Source organism: Bradyrhizobium sp. 33ap4, assembly GCF_032654765.1.
Taxonomy (GTDB): domain Bacteria; phylum Pseudomonadota; class Alphaproteobacteria; order Rhizobiales; family Xanthobacteraceae; genus Bradyrhizobium; species Bradyrhizobium australafricanum.
This window is the reverse complement of sequence record NZ_JAUMTJ010000032.1, coordinates 40,180-59,560: the sequence shown is the minus strand read 5'-3', so window position 1 is coordinate 59,560 and position 19,381 is coordinate 40,180. Positions and strand designations below refer to the sequence as shown.

The following is a 19,381-nucleotide window of genomic DNA, read 5'->3' as shown; positions in this document are numbered from 1 at the left end:
CAACGGGGGGTCAATCAGCTGCATAGTCTGAGGCTATGGCCTTTCGTCGCGGTCCCTAGCGAGGCAGCGCGCTGCCGTGCGTGCGGCGCTCAACCGGCACCTGTTCGCCGTCGGAGCTTTCGGTGAGCGTTCGTTGCGTTGCAGCAGGATCAGGTGCGGTTCCCGTGGTCGCGGCTTCTTCGGCGCCGATGCCCGGCAACTCGACCTCGCGCAATTCCTGCGAAGAATCCGCGACTTCAACCGAACGCTCGGGCGGTGCCTCGGCCGGCTTGCCGAGGCCGCCGACGATTCTGTCGATGAGTGCGGTGAGCTCAGCCTCGGAGCAATCCAGCGGGCCAAAGCCCGGCATCGCGGTCGGGTCGTTGAAGTCCCAGGCATTCTCGGCAAGCCCGACAAAGTCGCGAATGACGGGATCGGCGCTCCAGGCGCGACGAAGCGCCGCACGCCTCAGCTCCTGCGGGATTCCCTTGCGCAGGAACGCGGTGATGTCGGTCGCCGAGGTAATCGTGTCAATCGAAGGCAGGCTCGCAAGGTCGAACTCCGCGTCGTCGTCTTTGACGGCTGGCGGCGGCGACTGCATGTCGTCGCGCATTGCCGGATCCGGTGGCGTGGCGTTCGCCTTTGCCTCCTGCTTGCGGCGGGACCAGCGCGTCAGGAACTTGTCCTCACTCATTCGTGTCCGCCTTCATGCTGCCGGCGCGCGAGCGCCTCGGGATCGGCCCGCCGTCGCTTGCGCTTGAAGAACTCACGTTCGACGTGGTGCTCGGCCACGAAGCTTTCAATCTGCTCACGCAGCATCTCCGGCATGGGGACGGCCTCGACCAGATTCGCACCGGCCTCCGTGAACGCCTCGCCCTCCGAAGGATCGGCGGTCGCGGCAGCCACCGAGTAGGGCCAGGCGCCTTCCGCCGGCGACAAGACGGCCCAGATGGCCGGACTGCCCGAGGCGAGATTGTCGCGATAGCGCGCCGTCTCGGAACCATAGAGATCGACCGTGGCGCTGCCGGCATAAAACAGCGTCGTCCCGTTCTCGTCGCGAAGCACCGTCCAGGGTTTGGTGTCCGGCTCGTCGGGCAGAACGGCAACCGCGCGCCAGACGAAATCGGTCCACGGCGAGTCCGCCTGATGCCGTTCCACCACGACGCCGACGGGAACACGCACAAGCGGCAGCGCGGCCCGACTCATGTCGCCATCTCCAGATGCTTGACCGGCAGCGCCGTCAGCAAATTCTGCGGCTTCATCCGCAGCTTCTGATCGGCGTTCATCGACAGAATGAGATAGACCGGCTCGCCCCGCATCTCGTCTGCGGCCACGCTGGTGTCCGCAAACGTCAGGCGGAACAATGAGAGCACGCGTCCGGCGCTGCGGTCGTCAAGCTGCTCGCCATGCCAGAGACGGTCGCCGAGCCTGGTCGCATCGGCGTCGAGCCCGACATACCAGGTGAGACGTGCATCACGAAGCTCGCGCAGCGGCTCAATGCTGACGTCGATCCCGAGCAGATGGGAGATCCAGCGCACCATCGCCTGCGCCAGCGCCGCCGGCCCGCGGCCGCCTGCGGTGAGGTCGAATGCCATGTCGAATTGATCGCTCCGGCGCCAGTAGTCGTCGGCGTTGTCCTCACGCAAGACGTCGAGCTCGGCATCGGTCACCGCCCCCAGCATCGACATCAGCGAGAGCACCGGGGTCGGACTCTGTCCCCCGACGATCTCTTCATCGCCGAGCAGCAGGGCCTGCTCCTGCGGCAGGATGCGCTGCGGGCGGAAGAACAGTTCGGCTGCGCGCAGCACGAACGGATCATCGCAGCCATCGAGCGCATTGCGCAGGATCACGTGCACGAGCTGATTGACAAACAGCGGCGGCAAATCGCTCGTCCCGGACCGGACGGTTGCAAGATAGGCCTGCTCCAGCGTCGGATGCCGCACGAGGAGGTCGCGGAAGGCAAGCACGAGCCGCCAGTTCTCCCGAGCATCCGCATCGACGATCGCGTCAATCTCTTCGGCGCCGACCGGCCTGCGGGGAGCCGCGAACAGCGCGCGGTGCAGCCGCCGCTCGACCGGGCATGCTTCGTCCGGCGGAACCAGCTCCGGACGAGCAAAATAGGCCTTCAGGAACTCGTCGGTGACGCAAAGCCCCCCGCTCCCGTCGCGATCGAGCAGATGGTGGCCGCACGCGATCCAGAAATCATTCATCGGTGCCGCGACTCCCCACTCATATCGGCAAGCTTGAGATCACCGTCAGGCTCGACATCGTCTTCGACTTCCATGAACGAGAACGCCTTGCTGTGTCCCTGACCCTGGCGCAGTTGCAGCCTGCGGAACGACTCCCGGACTTCGCCGTCGCTCACCGAACGGTGAACGGCAATGAGCGAGCTGACCGGATGGTTGCAGAGCGACTGCGCGAAGGCGACCTCCTCTTCCGCCGCCGTCCGCGCGGTCGCCAGATCCGGCGCACCGAAGCGATCGATCAATTGCCTCGCGAGGCGGTCGATCAGCGCGCTGCAATCGTTCTCGGTGGCAGGCACGATCTGCACCAGCGTCGACCAGCCCCAGGACTGCACCCCAAGGAAGCCACTGCGGAACGCGACGCGGGCCTTGCCGGTCAGCTTCGTCGGATCCTGATCGCAGAAGCGGAAGGCGCCGGAGACGGCCCATTCGCCCGGCTCGGCCGCCACATCGAATACGAAGGTGTCGGAGGGATCGAGCGCGATGCTGCGGAGCAGTTTCATAGCCGCGGCCCTCCGAGCTTCGGATCGAACCAGGACGGCGTTCCGAGTGCCTTGACGAGTACGCTGCGTTCAATCCTGTCGGCACCGACGCGGCGCGTGAGGAAATCGCCGCCGTCATCGATCCGCAGCACGGTTCGCCGCTCGCGGGGGATCCGGCTGAGATAGTCGCGCGCGAGGCTGCCAAAGCCGTCGGTCTGCCAGCTATCGATCGCCCGCATCAGGTGCCGCGCAAAGCTCTCGGTCACCTGCACGGCTCCCGCTTCGCCAAACCCCTCCTCATCCAGCGCGGACGCGAGCGGATGGACGCCCGGTCCCTGATCGGCCATTGCGACCGTCCGGATCATGGCGCCGAACACCAGCCAGGCAGGCGGCTCGTCCTCGCGCGCGGACGTCGGCCATCCCATCCGTCCGCCGCCGACCAGCCCACCGTCGATCGCGACGGTGTCGGGCCAGCCGATCGCGACCGTCTTGTGCGGCGGCGCATAGGCGCGCAGGGCGTCGGTGAGCGCGACCATGCCGGCATAGAAGGCGCGCCGCGCGGTGGCCAAGGGCTCGCCCGGCTCGAGCACCACAGCGAATTCGGCAAGATCGAACCGCCCGACGCACACCAGCGTGCCGGCACCGCTTTTAGGTGCAATGCGGCAAGCGTGAGCAAAGGCGTCTCCGCTCTCACGCAACCGGACGAGCGTGAATGGCGGCGGCAGATGGATCGCTTCCGTCACGGAGACGCGGCTGGTCGGGGTCGACCGCAAGGGCCGTCCTCCACTTTCCTTTTCCTTCCGATAGTGAATATCTATACGAGGTGAAGGAATGGCGCGAGTCCGCAAGACGGCGCCGCACCCGCGGAGGGATCGACCTGGAGCAGCCAGCGAAGACCGTCCTGATCTGCTCGTGTGAAGACACGATGCGCCTTGACGTGGCCGCGATCCAGCGTGGATGTCCCAACTGCGAGATCAGGAGCCATCGTCATCTCTGCGGCGCCGAGCTCGAAGATTTCCGCAACGCCGCGAAAGCCGACGGCCCGCTGACCGTCGCCTGCACGCAGCAGGCCGGCCAGTTCACCAATGAGATGGGCGAACGCGCCGGCCCGATCAGCTTCGTCAACATCCGCGAGACGGCGGGCTGGTCGCGCGACGGCGCGAAGGCGGGCCCGAAGATGGCGGCGCTGCTTGCAGCGGCCGCGGTTCCCGCGCCGGACTATCCGCTGGTCACATTGTCGAGCGATGGCATCATCCTGATCTATGGGCGCGACGAGACCGCGATCGAGGCTGGCCGGCTGCTGGCGGACCATCTCGACGTCACGGTCATGCTCAGGAAGCCGGCGGACCTCGTGCCGCCTGCCGCGGCCGTGTTCCCGATCGTGCAGGGCACGATCCGCAATGCGCGGGGGCACTTTGGCGGCTTCGAGCTCGCGATCGACGACTACGCGCAGCCACGCCCGTCCTCACGCGCCCGCTTCGAGTTCGAAGCCCCGCGCAACGGCGCGATCTCGCGCTGCGATCTCGTGCTCGACCTCTCCGGCGAGCCGCCTCTGTTTCCCGCACACGATCTGCGAGACGGCTATCTCCGCGCGGATCCGAGAGATCCCGCGGCCATGCTGCGTGCGGTGCTCGCCGCCCGCGATCTCGTCGGAAGCTTCGACAAGCCGAGATATGTCGATTTCACACCCAGCCTCTGCGCGCATTCCCGCTCGAAGCTGATCGGATGCCATCGCTGCCTCGATTTGTGCCCGACCGGCGCGATCACGCCGGACGGCGACCATGTCGCAGTCAACGCGGAGGTGTGCGCAGGCTGCGGGCAATGTGCGGCCGCCTGCCCCACCGGAGCGGCATCCTACGCGCTGCCACCCGCCGATACCCAGTTGCAGATCCTCCGCGCCATGTTGCGCGCCTATCGCGAGGCCGGCGGCACACATCCGGTCCTGCTGCTGCATGACAGCCAGCACGGCACGCCGCTGATCGATGCGCTCGCCCGCCATGGCGACGGATTGCCGGCCAATGTGCTTCCCCTCGCCGTCAACGAGCTGACGCAGGTCGGCCTGGAAGCCATCATCGGCGCCTTCGGCTATGGCGCGGCTGCCGTGCGGCTCCTGCTGCGCGCCAAGCCACGACACGACGTGACCGGATCGTTGCTGACGATCCGGATGGCCGAGACCATTCTCGCCGGACTCGGATTTGACGGCCGCCGCGTGAGCACGATCGAAACCGACGATCCCGACACTCTGGCCGAGCAACTGACGGGGATTGGCCCCCTCGCCGGCCTCGAAAATCCCGCGACTTTCCTGACGGTCGGCAAACGCGGCGATCTGCTTCGCTTCGGCTTGAGCGAACTGCATCGCCTCGCCCCCAAGCCGGTTGACGTGATCGCCTTGCCTGAGGGTGCACCTATCGGTGCGATCACCGTCGACGTCGCCGGTTGCACGCTGTGCCTGTCCTGTGTTTCGGCCTGCCCAACCGGCGCGCTCCGCGCCGATCCCGACCGCCCTGTCCTCAAATTCGTGGAGGACGCCTGCGTGCAGTGCGGTTTGTGTCAGAGCACCTGTCCTGAAAAAGTCATCAGGCTCGCCCCGCAGATCGATTTCCGGGCAAGACGCGCGCCGGCGCGGGTGATCAAGGAAGAAGAACCTGCCCTGTGTATTCGCTGTGGCACGCCGTTCGGCGTCAAGAGCACGATCGATCGGATCGCGACCAAACTCGAGGGACGGCATTGGATGTACCCTGCCGGGGACCGCCGGACCGAGGCCTTGCGGATGTGCGCCGATTGCCGGGTCATCGTCATGAGCGAACAGCAGTTCGATCCGATCCAGGACGTGCCGGAACGCGCGCCGCCACGAACGACGGATGACTACCTGCGTCAACGCGAGAACAAGGACTAGCCGCATGCCTCGATTCATGAAGGTTCTGTCGACGTGCCTTGTCACCACCTCCCTTGGCGGCACAGCCGTCGAGGCCGCCGCTCTTACCAAAGCCGAAAAGGTTGCACTCAAGCAGGCGGTGGTCGCCTGCAAGGCCGAGGCGAAGGGCAAGAAGATCAAGTGGCTGTCCCGCCGCAAATACGTCAACCAGTGCGTCGTGGCAGCGCTCAAGGAACATCCCAGCATTAATATCGCCCGCATGCTCAAGGAGAACCCGGAGCTGACGAAAATTCCAGTGGAGCAATGGCCGGGGTATTAAAGCCTCATATCTTCGCTTGAGGACGCCGCAAGGCGGCTAGCGCCAACTCGGGCTATTTCGACGTCGCACGCGCCAGGAAGTCCGTGAGCGCGCGGCGATCTTCGGCCGAGCCGATCTGCTGCTCCGGCATCTTCGTGCCGGGCGTATAGGCGTTCGGCCCGATCTCGAACAATTTTGAGACGGTCTCCGGCGTCCAGACGATGTCCATCGTCTTGAGTGCGTCGGAGAAGCGATAGCCCGGCAGCGAGGCGATCCTCCGACCGAACAGTCCGGCAAGGGTGGGACCGGCGCGCTGCACCTCCGTCTCCGACAATGTGTGGCAGGCGACGCAGGCCCTGAAGATTTCGGCGCCGTGATCGCCGCCATAAGCGGCGAGCGGGTCCCTCGGCGTGCCCACCACGTTCGATCCGGCCGCCGCGCCAGTCAGTGCATTCCAGCGCCTGATCTTGCCGTCGGCGCCGCCGGTCAGGAGCGTCACGCCATCGGGCAGGAATGCCACCGACCAAACCGGCCCGCCCAGCCCGCCGAGCGTGCGCAGCACGCTGCGCGCCTTGCGATCGACGATCGCCACCGTGCCGTCAATGGCCGCCGCGGCGATCAAGGCGCCGTCATGCGAGACTGCCAAGGCGACGATCGGAGTGGCGCCGGCCGTGACCTCGCCGCTTGCCTTGCCGTCGGCCGTCATCATGCGCAGCTTGCCGTCCGCTGCGCCGGTGACGATTTCGCCGTCAGGCGAGATGGCCACGGCATTCAGCGGCAACGGCACCGTGACGACCTCGGCGCTGCCGTCCGGCAGGCGCCAGATCCGCACCGTCAGATCGTAGCCCACGCTCACCAGCGACTGTCCGTCGGGGGCAAAGGCCACGCCATTCACGTTTTGCGAGTGACCTTGCAGCACGCGCGAGCCCCCGTCGGACAACGACGAGAGCCGCACGGTATGGTCCCACGAGGCGGATGCGAGCTTGGATGCATCGGGCGAAACGGCGAGCCCGACGATGGGTCCCGTATGGTCCGCGAAAACCCGGTCCGGCTGCGGCCGGCCCGACGTCCAGATGGCAATCTGGCCATCCGCACCCGCCGTTGCCATTCTTCCATCGCCGAGGAAGGCGACCGCGTTCACCGCACCCGAATGGAAGCGAAGGACCTGATCCGCGGACTCGGTTGCCAGCGACCATCGGATCGCCGCAGTGTCGAAGCTGCCCGACAGAACCGTCCTGCCATCGCCTGAAACGGCGATCGCGCGGACAGGTCCGCCGTGTCCGGCCAATTGCGCTTGCGCGGGTTGCAGCGCAAGAAGCAGCGATGCTGTTACAAGGAACGTGGCGAGACGCAAAATCAAATCCATGGCCGTCGGAGACACTCGCAGCGCAGCCCCCAAGCCATTCTGCCCGTTTTTGCTGCCCGGCCAAAGTGCTCCCCTGGCGTCCATCGGCCCCGCCGGCGATCATTCTGGAAATCTGGCGTGTCCATGGGCGACGGGCTTGGCCCTTGGCAACAACGTGCCCATTTCACCAGTAATCAACAAGGGAGCTCGTATTCGGTTTGGGGTGCGACAAGCGGCGCCTTGAAGAGCGGCCCACGCGGTCGCAGTCTTGGTAAAGGCGCCTCACAATCGAGGTCGAACATGCAAATACATCCGAAAGCATATCTGCAGTTCATCTCGCGCATTTGGCATTCTCGCGTGTTGCCGCCGCGGGATCGCAATCCCACCAGCCGGGACGCGTCGCCACTGCTCATCTACATCGCTGCGGTGTTGGCGCTGCTACTGGCAATTCTGATAGTCGATCGCCACGGTGCGCCGTTTCAACTCCCAGAACATGTCGGCGATCCCGCTGAGATCAACCCGATCTTCATGAGTTTTTGAAACACAGCGCGCGACGGGGCTGCGCACGCGAACAACCCGTCCGACGCGTTGCGCTGTTCAACGCCAGACGATTTCCAGCCCGCTCATCCCGAACCGAATGCGTTCGGATGCGACGGCACCATTCTCTATTGCTGAGTTCCCCTCGGAAACACCAGCGATCGATCGTCGAAATCTTCAACCGGCAGCTTGTCTTGTTCTTGCACAGCGGGCATCCCTGCCACCGATGTGTGGCTCACGGACGATGGATGCGATCTCGGGACATTCGTCGCAGCCAGAAAAAGCGCGAGGGCGGTCAGGCCGGCGATCATCAGGAGCTTCATGCGAACCTCCGTTGGTTCTGGGAGAGTCCTGACTAGTGCAGGATTCGACGTCCCCCTGTGAGATCGCTCACAACTCTCCTTTTGTTGATCAGCGCTGGAGCCGATGCGCTCCGGCTCCAGCCCCTTCCCAACCCGCCTATGGCAAATCTTTCGGGCGCGGCCACAAGCCGCCTTCGGACCAGGATTCGGATTCATCGGGCGACAACGGATCCGCGCCGCCGCCGGTCCGTGCGGGATCGACGTTGAGCCATCGGCGCAATTCGAGCTTGCCGATCTGGTTGCGGTGGACCTCGTCGGGGCCGTCGGCCAGTCGCAACAAGCGAGTCGTCGCGAGCGCTGCCGAAAGGAAATGGTCGTTGTTGGTGCCGCCTCCCCCGAACGCCTGGATCGCCCAGTCAACAATGGTCTGCGCCATGTTCGGCGCGACGACCTTGATCATCGCGATTTCCTGCCGCGCTGCCTTGTTGCCAACCGTGTCCATCATGTAGGCCGCTCTGAGCGTCAGCAGCCGCGCCTGGTCGATCTTCATGCGCGCTTCGGCCACGCGCTCGAGCGTCACGGTTTGCTCGGCGAGAGGCTTGCCGAAGGCGACGCGTTTCAGCGCGCGTCGGCACATGCGCTCGAGCACGCGCTCGGAGAGGCCGATCAGCCGCATGCAATGATGAATGCGTCCGGGCCCGAGCCGACCCTGCGCGATCTCGAACCCACGCCCCTCGCCGAGCAGCATGTTGGCGGCCGGCACGCGTACATTGGTGAATATCACCTCGGATGCACGATCCGGGACGCCGTAGAAGCCGAGCACGGGCAGCGAACGGACGACATGCACGCCGGGCGTCTCCTTCGGCACGAGGATCATCGACTGACGCTTGTGACGATCCGGATTCTGCGGATCGGTCTGCCCCATGAAGATGATGATCTTGCATCGCGGATCGGTGGCGCCGGTGGTGTACCATTTGCGACCGTTGATCACGTAATCGTCGCCATCACGGACGATCGAGCTGGCCACATTGGTCGCGTCGGACGAGGCAACGTCGGGCTCCGTCATCGCAAAGGAAGAACGGATCTCGCCGGCCAGCAAGGGCTTCAGCCAGCGTTCCTTCTGCGCCTCCGTTCCGTAGCGCAGGATGGTCTCCATGTTGCCCGTGTCAGGGGCGCTGCAATTGAAGACCTCGGGAGCAAGATGCGAACGTCCCATGATCTCGCACAGCGGGGCATATTCGAGATTGGTCAGCCCGTCCTCGTGAGCGGGTAGAAACAGGTTCCACAGGCCGGCCTGTTGTGCGAGCGGCTTCAGTTCCTCGACAACCGGGTGCACAGCCCAGGGCCCGAGCCGCTCGGCCTCCTGATAGTATCGGCGCTCATTCGGATAGATGTGCTCCATCATGAAGCGCTGGAGACGCGCGGCCAGTTGCTGGCTGCGCTCGCTCTGGGTGATATCCATGTAGATTCTCCTTACCGGCCGCGTAGGCCGTCCCTGAGCGTGTTTCGGGTGATTTTTCCGGATTCCGTCTTCGGCAGATCGTCCAGCACGCGAATGTCGACCGGGCACTTGTAGGCCGCCAGTCGCTCGCGGCAGAAGCGCGAGAGCGCGGCAACATCGATCACGGTGCCGGGTTGAGCGGAGACGAAGGCGACCACCGTCTCGCCGCGATAGGGATCGGCGGCGCCGACGACGGCTGCTTCGCGCACGCCCGGAAAGCCATAGATCACGTCTTCGACTTCGCGCGGCCAGACCTTGAAGCCGGAGGCGGAGATCATGTCCTTCTTGCGGTCCACGAGGTAGAACCAGCCGCTCTCGTCAAAGAAGCCGACGTCGCCGCTATGCAGCCAGCCGTTGGTCAGCACCTCGTCGGTTTCCGCCGGCTTCCTCCAGTAGCCGGCCATCACACCTGAGCCACGCACAACCACCTCGCCATGCGCGCCGGGTCCGAGCGGGCGGCGCTCGTCGTCGACGACGATCGCATCGACGCCCGAAGTCGGCCTGCCGATCGACAGCGCGCCTGAGTCGGGATCGACCGGAATCCGACCTTCGTTGGGCGCAAGATGGCTTGCAGAGGTCAGTTCGGTCATTCCATAGGAACTACGGATCGCCCGTCCAAACCGTTTCGCAAAGGCATCGATGACCGAGGGCGCGATCGGCGCGCCGCCGGAATAGAAATGTACGAAGCTCTCGAAATGCCGGCTCGTTGCGTCAGCCTGGTTCATCAGCGCGATGTACGCGGTGATGGCACCGACGATGAATGTCGGCCGCCATTCAAGGAAGGCATCGAGCGCGACCTGGGGCTGGAAGCGATAGGTCAGCACCATCGCTGCACGCGCGGCAAACGCCGCGACCATCTGGATTTCAAAGCCGGTGATGTGGAACAGCGGCGCGACCCCAAAGATGCACGACGTGCCGTTCAATTCGAAATGATCGCAACAGATCAACGCGGTCGCCACCAGATTGCGATGCGTGAGCATGGCGCCCTTTGGAACGCCCGTGGTTCCGGAGGTATACAAGAGAAGGGCGATGTCGTCGGACGTCAGAACCGGTGCCGGTGGTGCAGCTGCATTTTCGGCGAAAACCGTCGCCAGCGCCCGGGCCTGCGGAGCTGCGCCCGGCACCGGCAGCACCCGGACATCGTTTCGCAGCTGGAATTCCCGAGCGCCGGTCCAGAACACCAGCTCGGAATCGACCGAACCGGCGGCCAGGAAAACGTTCTCCCATTGATCGTCGTGGCAGATCACCGCCTTCGGCTCGCAATCCCCGAACAGCTTGCGAAGCTCTGGCGTGCGGTACATCGGGTTGAGGCTGACGACGATGGCCCCGACCTTCCAGGCCGCTACGCTGACGATGACGAACTGCGGCACATTCTGAAGAATGACGGCGACCCGATCGCCGCGCCCGACTCCTTTTTGCGCGAAGCGGGCGGCGAGCCGGTCGCTGAGCCGATCGATATCGGCATAGGTCTGCGTCGCATCGAAATAGAACACGGCCGGCGCCTCGCGCGGCGCGGCTCGAAACAGATCAAGCGCCGTCCGCCTTCCGGGATCGGGCGGAGCGACCGATTCCCCGAGCCGCGCGCGCAGCCGGCCCGCGGCTTCCTCGTAAGCGCGTGCACGCGACACGGAATCCAGGTCGACAGTCATCGCCGCTTGCTACCACTGTCGCAACGATGGCAGCCCCGTCCGGGCCGGCGGCCGCTATAGCCCGCCGCCACCTGGCGCAGCAGGAACCGTGGCAAAAGGCGTTCGCCGCCACTACTCATTGGCACTTTTTCCTCGATAGACCGAGCCGAGACGCGCATGCGGAAGCGCGGCACGGCTTGCAAGGGGCGGCTGGGCCGCCCCACTCTCTTTTGCTTGAATGACAACGCGCGTGCGCCGGATGTGGAGACGCACCAACACCTGTGCAGCTTCGACATCGCGCGCCCGGATCGCGTCCATGATCAGGACATGCTGGGGATCGGAGAACGGAAACCCGTCCTTGGCATAGGTCTCGCTCACAAACTGTCGCCGGAAATGCTGCGTGCTGTTCCAGAAGCGTTCGACCATCGCGAGCAGTTGCGGCATCCGCGCCCGCGAATAGGTCCGTAGATGAAACTCCCGATCAAGCTGGATGTACTCCTCGAGCGTGGTGACCTGCTCAAGTTCGCGCACAATGCGGTCAAGAGTCTCGATATCCTCGTCGGTCAGATTTGGAACGCTTTCGCCGATGGCAAGCGGCTCGACCGCTTCACGGATCTTGTAGATCTCGATCGATTCTTCCGAATTGACGTCCGCAATCCAGGCGCCACGGTTCGGCGCCATCACGACGAGCCCCTCGTTCTCGAGCTGCTTCAGCGCCTCGCGCACGGGAATGCGGCTGGCTCCGAAATGGGCCGCAAGAAGCTCCTGCCGAATCCGCGTGCCTGGCCGCATCTCGCCGCTCAGCACCGCGCTGCGAATCTCGCTTGCGATCCTCTCGCTCATCAGGCGACGGGACTCCGGATCGTCCTCATTGCCGTCCCGCGTCATGTCCTTCCAATGGGGAGGCCGCTGATAAGGACTCATGAAAGGCCCTCCTTCAATGAATGGCCGCGTACATGATCTTGTCCTCGGTCGCATCAGCCCGTGCCATTTCCTCGACGATACGTCCGCCGCGAGCGACCAGGATCCGATCCGAGATAGCCAGAATCTCCGGCAGATAGGAAGAAATAACGACAACCGCCTTGTTCTCGCGCGCCAGCCTGCGAATCGCCTCGTGAATTTGTGGAATGGCGCTCACATCGACACCACGCGTCGGTTCGTCGAAGATGACCACCGTAGGCTCCTGGGCCAGAGATTTTCCCACCACGACTTTCTGTTGGTTGCCGCCGGAATATTCGACAATCTTCAGCGTCCGCTTCAATGCAGAGATCGAGAGCGCCGAGATCCATTGATCGGCGATCCGTTTCATCTCGCGCGCGGAGTAAAGGAACCGCTTGACGCGCGGCGATGACAGATAGCCAAGATAGATATTCTGATCCACCGTCATCGTCTCGAAGAAACCGTCGACCTTGCGATCCTCGGTGATGTAGGCGATTCCGTCGCGCACCGCCTGCCGCGGCACCCGGTAGCGGACCGGCTTGTCCCGCAGATAGATCATCCCGCCGCGCAGGAAGTTGCGCTTGCGGGCGCCGCTGACGATCTGCGCGATCTCGGAGCGCCCTGCCCCGACCAGCCCGAAGATGCCGACGACTTCTCCATTGAACACCGAGAACGACATGTTCTTGACGATGCTGCCCATCGTCACGTTCTCGACCGAAAGCACCTTCTCACCGCGGGAGGCATGCGGCTTCGGCGCATCCGGATCAGCCCCGTGGGTCGCGTACTGCGCTGCGGTTTCCTCACGGCCAACCATCATCCGCACCAGGGCGTCACGCGTGACGTCCTTCGCCGGTACAGTGGCGACCAGCTTGCCATCGCGCAGCACGGTGATGCGATCCGCGATGTTCAATGCCTCTTCCAGAGCATGCGAGATGAAGATGATCCCGGCGCCCTTCTCTTTCAGGGTGTTGAGAAGATGGAACAGGTGCTGGGTCTCTTCAGGGGTCAGCGATGCGGTCGGCTCATCGAAGATGAAGACCTGGGCGTTGTGGCGAACCGCACGCACGATTTCGACCATCTGCCGCTTGGCGGTTCCGAGATTCTCCACCAGCACCAGCGGGTCGACGTTGAAGTTCATCGATTGCAACGACTGGGTCGCCGCAATGTTGATCTTGCTGTAGACCGTGACCCATTTCTCCATGCCGAGTTCAAGGTTCTGCGCCACCGTCATCGAGGGCACCAGGCTGGATTCCTGGTAGACCATTGCGACCCCACCCTCGAGCGCTTCCTTTGGCGACGCGAACGAAACCTTGCGTCCCTGGATCAGGTAGTCGCCGGAGGTCAGCACGATCGCACCGGCAATCGCCTTGCAGAGCGTCGATTTCCCGGCGCCGTTCTCTCCCAGCAGCGCGTGGATTTCGCCCGGCCGCAGATCGAAATTAACGCCATCGATCGCGTGCAGACCGCCATAGACCTTGCTGCCATTGACGATCCGCAGCAGCGGGGTCCCTGCCTGTTGTTCCGCCGGCATGGCGTTCATCCTTCCTGCATGCCGCGACCAGGCGGCAGTTCGACGAGGCAATCGCGTCCCTTGGACACCGCCAGCACGCGCGAGCCGATCGGGCGGACGGCGGTGATTCCATGAACCCGACCATCGACCCGGCTGTGCAGCGTCTCGGTCGCCGCGCCCCTGGCGTCGAGCCGGGCGACAAGGCCATAGGAACGCGGCGGGGCCCACGGCTTCTGGATGCCGAGTTTCTTGATGCGGCCGATCTGGGTCGGTTCGCGCGGATTGAGGCGGCCATCCAGCGCCGGCCCGATCCAAAGCTCAGGTGGCACCGTCCGCATCATCTCTTCGCAGAATGCCCGCTCGCGCAGGACGAATTCGGTCAATTGCGTGCGCAGCGCGAGGAAGGCCATCCAGACCTCACCGTTCGCGCCTCGGGCAAGACGCGCCGGGTAGCCGGTATGATTCTTGACGATCACGCGCCTGTCGTCACCCGTGCGTGAAAAAGCGGTCAGGCGGTGGGTCCAGGATTCGGCGACCCAGACCTCCTTGCCGTCGCCGGATACGACCAAGCCGAGCGGCCATGCGAGCTTGTCCGCACGCACGCTCGCATTGCCGAGCGAGGAATTGCAGGCGATGAGCCGGCCCGAGGGGGCGCGGTTCTGCATCAGGTCGGTCAGCCAATGCTCTGGCCGATTGTTTCGCGAGCCGTCGGTCAGGTAGATCGCCCCGTCCGGCGCGACCGTCACCGACAGCGGACAGGCAATCTTTTCACCGCCGACGCTTTCGAGCTTGCCGATGATCTCGCCAGCCGGCGAAAGCGCCACCAGCCCCACGCCGGAGACGCAGGCGAGCAGCCGGCCGTCCGGCGTGCAGGCAAGCCCGCCGACCGGGCCGTCGAGCGTCGCGAACTCCGTGCGCGTGTTGAAGTCGTCTCCCGTGCAACGCAGGACGTGGTTGCCGGTCGAGACGTAGAGCGCACCGTCCTGCCCGAGCGCAATGTCGTCCGGTCGCTCGATCTCGTCGCCGAGCTGGCGCGCCTGATCGAGCCGCTGGTTCGGGGAGAAGGCGCCGTCGAGCACCGGAATGCCGTGAATTTCCCGGTTCGGGGACAGCACGCGATCGATGATATCGCCAAGCAGAGACATGGCTCAGGCCCTTCCCCAATAGGACTTGTGCGCTTCCCAGGTCGGGTCGGCGTCCTGCAGGCGGATGCGGCCGATGCGGTTGTTCTCCAGACCCCCGATATAGAGATAGCCCTTGTGTTCACGGACCGACGTGATGGTCGGATGCGAAAGCCCGCCTGGATCCCAGAGCGATTCCGTCACCACGCCGTTGTCGTCGAACTTGACCACGCAGCCGTAGTTGATGCCCGGACACAGCCATTCGTCCGGCGGGATCTGCTTGACCATGCGGGTGCGGAAAACAGGGTTGCGCATCGCAAGGTCGTAGACCGGCGTGCGCAGGCCGACGAAGGCGAGCCAATACTTGCCGTCGGAGGCGCGGTTGATGTTGTCGCAATAGCCCGGAAGGTTGTCGATCAGGATTTCGCTGGTGCCCGCCTTCGGGCCGGCGATCCAGAAGCGATTGATCTGGCATAGCCAGGTGCTGGCCCACAGCACCGACTGACCGTCATGCGAAATGCAGATGCCGTTCGGGAACGTCAAGTTCTTGAGGACCGTCCTGGTGGTGCCGGTCTTCGGATCGTGGCAGATCAGCCGGCCGTTGCCGCGCCCCTCGAAGCCGTCGAGCGCCCAGTCGGTGAGTTCATAGCGGGTCGAGGCCTCGCTGAAATAGATCTTGCCGTCTGGCGCGACGTCGAGATCGTCAGCGAGATAGAGCCGCGAGTCGTCCTTGAGGCGCGTACGCGTGCGCGTGGTGCGGTCGGTGACCTTGAAGACCGAGCGATCGGGCTTCACGCCGTAAACGCCCATGCCCGCGATGCAGACGAGCAGGTTCTGATCCCGATCGAACGCCAACCCGAGCGGCCGGCCGCCGATGCGCGCGAACTCTTCGCGCACGGTATAGTCCGGCGCGAGAAAGCGGATGATCGAGCCGTTGCGGTTGACGGTGTAGAGGTTGTCCTTGCGGTCAAGGATGATGTCTTCCGGGCCCTCGATCATGTCGAGCGCGATCGCTTCCGCGTTCTTCAGGCGATCGTTCTCCGCGAACGGCGTGCCGCTGCCCCGCTCGACCGACGGCGGCGGCTCGAAATCAACCCAGCTTGGGGTGACGTAGACCTTCTGCAGCACCTTGCCCTTGTTCTTGACCCACTTCACGTTGAAGCCGACCGCGAGCAGCAGGATGATGCCGATGATGGCGGTGGTCAGGTTGCCGGAGATGCCGAGCCGGACCATGCCGCTGGTGAGCATGAAGATGATCGCCGCGCCCATGACGGCGCGCGCGATGGTACCGCGGCCACCGGACAGGCTGATGCCGCCGAGAACCACCGCGGCCAGCGCGTTGATCTCCCAGCCGACGCCGGTGTCGGTGCCCGAGCTGCTCTGCCGCGCGGCATAGAGGATCCCCGCCAGCGCCGCGATCGCGCCCGACATCACATAGGCGGAGAACAGCACGCGCTTGACGTTGACGCCAGCGTGGCGGGCCGCCTTGCGGCTCGACCCGACCGCCATGATGTGGACGCCGGGCTTGATGCGGGTGAGGAAGAAGTGGGTTCCGACCGCAAGCAGGATCAGCACCAGCATGTTGAAGGGAATGCCGAGAACCCTCCCCGAATCCATGAAGTCCCACGTACTGGACCCGCTGTCGATGCTCGCGAGTTCGTTCGTGAACGCAACCGTCACCTTGTTGTAGGCGGCGCGGACGATGATGAGGACGACGAGCGTCGTCAGGAACGGCCGGGTCTTGCCGTAGGCAATCAGGCCGCCGTTGATCGCGCCCATCGCCGCACCGAACAGGACCACAAGCACGATGGTCACGGGCAGCGGCAGCCCGAGGATGAGATACAGATAGAGCGCGAGGAAGTTCGACATCGCGAACACCGCGCCGACCGACAGGTCGATGCCGCCCGACAGCACGGAGAAGGCCATCGCGACCGCGACCATGCCCTGCTCCGCGAAATTCCGCATCAATTCCTGCAGGCTGCCCGCCGTCAGGTAGCGCGGGATCATGATCGCGAAGGCCAGGAAAACCGCGATCGTCAGCGTGAATGGAATGATCGGCTCCATCCAGCGCTTCTCAAGCAGTTCGCCCAGGAACAACTGGGGCGAATGGCGGTGCCAGGCTCGTTGCAGGCTCTTCATCAACAGACTCCGGCGGGCTCGGCGCAGCAGCGGCCGAACGGCGGGACGACGCGGGGGATTGGGATCGACAGCTCCGGCCTGCCCGCGCCGCGGTGGGCGCGGGCGCCGGAACGACTTACTTCGCGCCCTTCGGGATGCTGAAGCAGTACATGCGATCGTCCTTCGACTTCACCCAGGCGGGGGTCGTGTAATAGGCGATGTTCTTCGCGCCCGGCTTGTCGCCGCTCTGCAACAGCGCAATCACCGCGTCGGCGATGGTCTGGCCCTGCACGTCGGCGCGATACGACAGGTTCGCGGAGAACGCGCCTTGCTCGAGCAGATCGCAATCCGCAGGCTGGCCGTCGCTGGCGACGAACACCTTCACCTTGTCGCCCATGTTGGCGGCCTTGATCGCCTGCGCCGCGCCCGCGGTTTGCGGTCCCCAGACGCTGAGGATCCCGCACAGCTTGGGATGCTGCTGCAACACGGTGGTCGTGATGTCGCCGGCCTTGTTGGCGTCCCAGCTGGTCGGCTGCGACGACACGACCTTGATCGACGGGTCGGTCTTGAACACCTCCATCGCGCCATTCTTCATGTCGAGCGAATAGGCCGCGGTCGCCTCACCTTCGAGGATCGCAACCTCGCCGGAGCCCTTGCCGCCGCCACACTGATTGATGACCTCGCGCGCGATCTTGGTGCCGAGATCCTTGGCATCGACGCCGACATAGGCGTCGGTCAGGGTGTTCGATGCCATGTTGACCTGCACGACATAGATGCCCGCGTCCATCGCACGCTTCAGCTCCTTGGCGAGCAGCGTGACGTTCGGATTTTGCACCACGATCACGTCGGGCTTGTCGTTGATATAGTCGCTGACGGTCTGAAGCTGGATGTCGGACTTCATGTTGGCGTCGCGGGTGACGAGCTTGATGCCGTAATCGTCGAAACGATCCTTCATCACGCGCGTCCATTCGGATTCCAGAACACCCATCCAGACCGGCGACCAGGCCACCGTCTTGCCCTTGAGCGACTTGTCGAATTTCTCGCGCAGCTGGTCGCGCGGCCCGGCCGCCTGCGATGGCGCAGCCACCAGCGCGGCGGTTGCCACCATCGCCGCCAGCCCGATGCCGGCAAACGCCCTCCTGTGCACAGCTTTCGTCATGTCAATTCCTCCCCTGTTATGTCGGCCGACTGTTGCGGCCCGTTGGTTGATGCAGAGCTTTAATCGCCCTGCTTCGACGTCTCCTCGTCGCGCGGATGCAGCCGGGAATCGAGCAGGATCGCGATCAGCAGCACGACACCCTTGACGATGTTCTGGGTCTGCACGTCCATGTCCATGATGGTCATGCCGTTCAGCAGCACGCCGATCAGCAGCGTTCCGGCGATGACGCTCATCACGTTGCCGCGGCCGCCGACGAGGCTGACGCCGCCGAGCACCACAACCATGATGACGTCGAAAATGATCGTCGATTCCGCGACCTGGAGATGCATCAGCGCCGTCTGCGCGACAATCACGACACCGCCGACATACCCGATCGCGGCGCACAGCGCGTACTCGATCATGGTCAGCGGGCGGGTCGGCAGACCGGTCTGACGCGCGGCGTCGGGATTGTCGCCATGGGCATAGACGAAGCGCCCGATCACGGTGCGCGACAGGAAAAGATGCACGACGACCGCGGTGGCCGCGAAGATCAGGATCGAGATCGGAACGCCGCCCCAGATGTTGCCGCCGAGCCGCAGGAATTCGTCATGCCCCTTGGAAAGATAGACGACATAGTGCTGCACCGCTGTGGTGCGCACGATCCCCAGCACCGCAAGGCTCGACGCCAGCGTCGTCAGCAACGGCGGCATCTCGATCACCGAGATCAGAAACCCGTTCAGGACGCCGATGGCGATCGCCATCACGAAGCCGATCAGCAGCGCGACCGGTGTCGCGTAGCCCGAGTTCATCAGAATGATCGCGATCGCGGTGGAAGCGGCAAAGGAGGCGACTTGCGACAGATCCAGTCCACGCCCGATCACGACCACGGCCATGCCGAGCGCGAGAATGCCGAGTATCGAAATGTTGCGCGCCAGCGCGAACAGATTGCCCAGCGTCAGGAAGCCCTTCAGGAAGATCGAAAAAATGACGATCAGGACCGCGCACATCACCAGCACGGCCGTCGTCTGCGTCAATTTCGCCCCGCGCGCGCCCGAACTGCCGGTCACCGGGTCCTCCCAGGATTGATTTTATTGTGAGCGGAAATTGAACAGAATGTATCCAGAAGTCAATCTCCGTATCTAAATTTTGGACAGCAGCTGGTTTGACGGAGGATAATGTTCACACCTGAAGCCCTCCATAACTATCTATATCTACATGGATATATGTATGTTCTGGCTTCCGCGATCGAAGCGCATTTTCCGAGTTCGATCGGTCCTTTTGAAGCCGACATTTCTGTATTGGATACATTCGGCTTGAGAGCCTGTCCCTAAGGCCAACTGGTCCTCGTAGCGCCGTCACCCGCGG

The 19,381-nt window shown here is 64.2% G+C and carries 18 protein-coding genes; 3 read left to right on the top strand and 15 right to left on the bottom strand.

Annotation, left to right across the window (positions count from 1 at the left end; genetic code table 11):
• Positions 1-55 precede the first annotated feature (55 nt).
• From Q2M23_RS24180 to Q2M23_RS24160, 5 genes are read right to left on the bottom strand one after another with little or no spacing between them, the layout of a single operon-like run.
• A complete protein-coding gene (locus Q2M23_RS24180; RefSeq protein WP_316397260.1) occupies positions 56-673 on the bottom strand; it encodes a DUF3306 domain-containing protein in 618 nt (205 codons plus the stop codon).
• Entirely contained in the window at positions 670-1,185 is a 516-nt protein-coding gene (locus tag Q2M23_RS24175; protein WP_076826300.1) for a DUF3305 domain-containing protein, read from the bottom strand. Before Q2M23_RS24175 ends, Q2M23_RS24180 begins: the two co-directional genes overlap by 4 nt.
• Positions 1,182-2,189, bottom strand: coding sequence for a DUF6352 family protein (locus tag Q2M23_RS24170; protein WP_316397259.1), 1,008 nt, complete (start codon positions 2,187-2,189; stop codon positions 1,182-1,184). Before Q2M23_RS24170 ends, Q2M23_RS24175 begins: the two co-directional genes overlap by 4 nt.
• On the bottom strand, positions 2,186-2,725 hold the full coding sequence (locus Q2M23_RS24165; RefSeq protein WP_316397258.1) for a DUF6505 family protein: 540 nt from the start codon (positions 2,723-2,725) through the stop codon (positions 2,186-2,188). The genes Q2M23_RS24170 and Q2M23_RS24165 overlap by 4 nt, the downstream gene beginning before the upstream one ends.
• Positions 2,722-3,477, bottom strand: a complete 756-nt coding sequence (locus Q2M23_RS24160) for a biotin/lipoate--protein ligase family protein (RefSeq protein WP_316397257.1) — start codon at positions 3,475-3,477, stop codon at positions 2,722-2,724. Before Q2M23_RS24160 ends, Q2M23_RS24165 begins: the two co-directional genes overlap by 4 nt.
• A 152-nt stretch (positions 3,478-3,629) precedes the next feature.
• Between Q2M23_RS24160 and Q2M23_RS24155 the strand changes: the two genes are divergently transcribed.
• Entirely contained in the window at positions 3,630-5,600 is a 1,971-nt protein-coding gene (locus tag Q2M23_RS24155; RefSeq protein WP_316397256.1) for a 4Fe-4S binding protein, read from the top strand.
• Between the two features lie 4 nt (positions 5,601-5,604).
• On the top strand, positions 5,605-5,898 hold the full coding sequence (locus Q2M23_RS24150) for a hypothetical protein (RefSeq protein WP_253640146.1): 294 nt from the start codon (positions 5,605-5,607) through the stop codon (positions 5,896-5,898).
• Positions 5,899-5,950: 52 nt separating this feature from the next.
• Here Q2M23_RS24150 and Q2M23_RS24145 read toward each other — a convergent pair whose 3' ends face one another.
• Positions 5,951-7,243: a c-type cytochrome gene (locus Q2M23_RS24145; RefSeq protein WP_316397286.1), complete on the bottom strand. Its 1,293-nt coding sequence runs from the start codon at positions 7,241-7,243 to the stop codon at positions 5,951-5,953.
• Between the two features lie 117 nt (positions 7,244-7,360).
• Here Q2M23_RS24145 and Q2M23_RS24140 point away from each other — a divergent pair, with 117 nt between their 5' ends.
• The gene (locus Q2M23_RS24140) at positions 7,361-7,762 is read left to right on the top strand and encodes a hypothetical protein (RefSeq protein WP_253587224.1); all 402 of its coding nucleotides are present in this window, start codon (positions 7,361-7,363) and stop codon (positions 7,760-7,762) included.
• Positions 7,763-7,887: 125 nt separating this feature from the next.
• Here Q2M23_RS24140 and Q2M23_RS24135 read toward each other — a convergent pair whose 3' ends face one another.
• The 9 genes from Q2M23_RS24135 to Q2M23_RS24095 form a co-directional block, all read right to left on the bottom strand.
• Positions 7,888-8,082: a hypothetical protein gene (locus tag Q2M23_RS24135; RefSeq protein WP_057017127.1), complete on the bottom strand. Its 195-nt coding sequence runs from the start codon at positions 8,080-8,082 to the stop codon at positions 7,888-7,890.
• A gap of 136 nt (positions 8,083-8,218) precedes the next feature.
• Positions 8,219-9,523, bottom strand: a complete 1,305-nt coding sequence (locus Q2M23_RS24130; protein ID WP_057017126.1) for an acyl-CoA dehydrogenase family protein — start codon at positions 9,521-9,523, stop codon at positions 8,219-8,221.
• Between the two features lie 11 nt (positions 9,524-9,534).
• Positions 9,535-11,211 (bottom strand): AMP-binding protein, encoded by a 1,677-nt coding sequence (locus tag Q2M23_RS24125; protein WP_316397255.1) that lies wholly within the window; start codon positions 11,209-11,211, stop codon positions 9,535-9,537.
• A gap of 111 nt (positions 11,212-11,322) precedes the next feature.
• Complete coding sequence (locus Q2M23_RS24120) at positions 11,323-12,078, bottom strand: GntR family transcriptional regulator (RefSeq protein ID WP_028345041.1); 756 nt, start codon at positions 12,076-12,078, stop codon at positions 11,323-11,325.
• A gap of 49 nt (positions 12,079-12,127) precedes the next feature.
• Complete coding sequence (locus tag Q2M23_RS24115) at positions 12,128-13,669, bottom strand: sugar ABC transporter ATP-binding protein (protein WP_253590464.1); 1,542 nt, start codon at positions 13,667-13,669, stop codon at positions 12,128-12,130.
• The gene (locus Q2M23_RS24110; protein WP_316397254.1) at positions 13,666-14,784 is read right to left on the bottom strand and encodes an SMP-30/gluconolactonase/LRE family protein; all 1,119 of its coding nucleotides are present in this window, start codon (positions 14,782-14,784) and stop codon (positions 13,666-13,668) included. Before Q2M23_RS24110 ends, Q2M23_RS24115 begins: the two co-directional genes overlap by 4 nt.
• Before the next feature lie 3 nt (positions 14,785-14,787).
• The gene (locus Q2M23_RS24105; protein ID WP_316397253.1) at positions 14,788-16,899 is read right to left on the bottom strand and encodes an ABC transporter permease; all 2,112 of its coding nucleotides are present in this window, start codon (positions 16,897-16,899) and stop codon (positions 14,788-14,790) included.
• A 115-nt stretch (positions 16,900-17,014) separates the two neighbouring features.
• The gene (locus Q2M23_RS24100) at positions 17,015-18,037 is read right to left on the bottom strand and encodes a sugar ABC transporter substrate-binding protein (RefSeq protein WP_028334112.1); all 1,023 of its coding nucleotides are present in this window, start codon (positions 18,035-18,037) and stop codon (positions 17,015-17,017) included.
• Positions 18,038-18,096: 59 nt separating this feature from the next.
• Entirely contained in the window at positions 18,097-19,083 is a 987-nt protein-coding gene (locus tag Q2M23_RS24095; RefSeq protein WP_316397252.1) for an ABC transporter permease, read from the bottom strand.
• Positions 19,084-19,381: the final 298 nt, after the last annotated feature.